The following is a 1,815-nucleotide window of genomic DNA, read 5'->3' on the forward strand; positions in this document are numbered from 1 at the left end:
CTCCGGTCAGGTTGAAGTCTCGCAACTCCACCTTAGCCGGCCAATCCGGTGGCCACTTCCGTCACACCATTCGAGGTCCGATTTTCCACCATCAAAGCGGACACTACCTTCAACGAATCACCGAGGTCTGCTAGGTGCGGCGGACTCATCCCATGAATGCGCCTTACGGAGACGGAAACATGTCCGACGTGAATGGTGTCGCCCAGGATCAACTGCGCTCCTTCGTCGAGCGGATCGAGCGACTCGAGGAAGAAAAAAAGACGATCAGCGACGACATCAAGGATGTCTACGCCGAGGCCAAGGGCAACGGCTTCGATACCAAGGTGCTGCGTCGGGTTGTCTCGCTGCGCAAGCAGGATCAGAACGAACGCCAGGAGCAGGAGGCCATCCTCGACCTTTATCTGCAGGCGCTCGGCATGGCAGCGGATCTGCCGAAAGACTGATGTCGACCAGCGCCCTGTTCGGCCTCAATTACAAAAAGCCCGCCGGATACGATCCGGCGGGCTTTTTGCGATGCCTTGATGGCTTATACCAACCTGCGGCGATAGGAACCCATTCGACCGGGACGGTCGCCGATGCATGGCAAGGAGCGGGACGACGCGCGATGCGGCGCATCGGGCGAGGCCCGCGACGAAGCCAGGCGCGGCGAGCGCCCGGCCTTCGGTGGGCAGGACGGGCTTGCCGGACGGCGTCGCACCGCTAGCCCGATGCGCCGCATCGAACCGCGCGTCGCACCTGGCCGGACAAGCCCATTCAGCGCCATCGAATAGGTCCCTATCGCCGCAGGTTGGTNTAGCCCGATGCGCCGCATCGAACCGCGCGTCGCACCTGGCCGGACAAGCCCATTCAGCGCCATCGAATAGGTCCCTATCGCCGCAGGTTGGTATTACGACGCGACCTAGAAGCGGGTCGGCTGACCTTTGCTTAGCGGGCGGTGGCGCGGCGACGCTTGTGGCCGAGACCCATCTGCTTGGCCAGACGCGAGCGGGCCGCAGCATAATTCGGCGCGACCATCGGATAGTCAGGCGCAAGATCCCATTTCTCGCGATACTCTTCCGGCGAGAGACTGTAGTGGGTCATCAGATGACGCTTCAGCGACTTGAACTTTTTGCCGTCCTCGAGGCAGATGATGTAATCGTCCGTCACCGACTTCTTCACCGGGACGGCCGGCTTCGGCTTCTCGGCCTGAACAGCCTGAGGAGCGTTCGTAGTGCTGCCAAGCGCCCCATACACATCCGAGATTAAGCCCGGCAGTTCCGACACCGGAAGCGAGTTGTTGCTGACATAGGCGGCGACCACTTCGGCCGTCAATTCCATCAGCATTTCGTTGTTTTCGATGTTTGCGATCTGGTCCATGTTTTGCCCCATTGTGCTCAGTAGCCCGCCGGTCAAGCCACAGCGGAATGTCTATGTTCCGATATCGTTCGTAAAACAGATAATTGAACGGTGGCGCTGCTTTATCCGACCTTGCCACTCACATCCATGTATTTATAGGCATATACTTAATGTCAATATGCTTGGTTACAATCCCAAGATTTTTGTCCGCTTTTGACAAACGTAAACAGCTGAAATCAACAGGGACGAGAGGGAATCATTACAACGGCGTAAGGATTGACAAGGTTCGGAGGGAGCAAAGGAATTCTTGCAACCTACCCGTGAGAAACTTCGCTATGACAGATATGGAAGCAGATCGGGCCTTCCGGCGGCGTCTAGAGCGTCAGGCGATTAATCTGCAACATAGCCAGCGGCCTTGAGGTAGTTCCAACATTCTTCGGGCTCGAACAGGTCGCAGATGTTGCCGACTGCACGCCAGAG

At 58.0% G+C, this 1,815-nt stretch carries 2 protein-coding genes; one reads left to right on the plus strand and one right to left on the minus strand.

All coding sequences use genetic code 11. From position 1 onward, the window contains the following. Positions 1-179: 179 nt before the first annotated feature. A complete protein-coding gene (locus VSX60_RS22205; RefSeq protein WP_327626408.1) occupies positions 180-443 on the plus strand; it encodes a DUF2312 domain-containing protein in 264 nt (87 codons plus the stop codon). Positions 444-924: 481 nt separating this feature from the next. Here the strand turns inward: VSX60_RS22205 and VSX60_RS22210 are convergent, their stop codons facing one another. Further along, positions 925-1,356 (minus strand): MucR family transcriptional regulator, encoded by a 432-nt coding sequence (locus VSX60_RS22210; RefSeq protein WP_327626409.1) that lies wholly within the window; start codon positions 1,354-1,356, stop codon positions 925-927. Positions 1,357-1,815 lie beyond the last annotated feature (459 nt).

The sequence above is a fragment of the Aurantimonas sp. A3-2-R12 genome (genome assembly GCF_036016755.1).
Classification (GTDB): domain Bacteria; phylum Pseudomonadota; class Alphaproteobacteria; order Rhizobiales; family Rhizobiaceae; genus Aurantimonas; species Aurantimonas coralicida_A.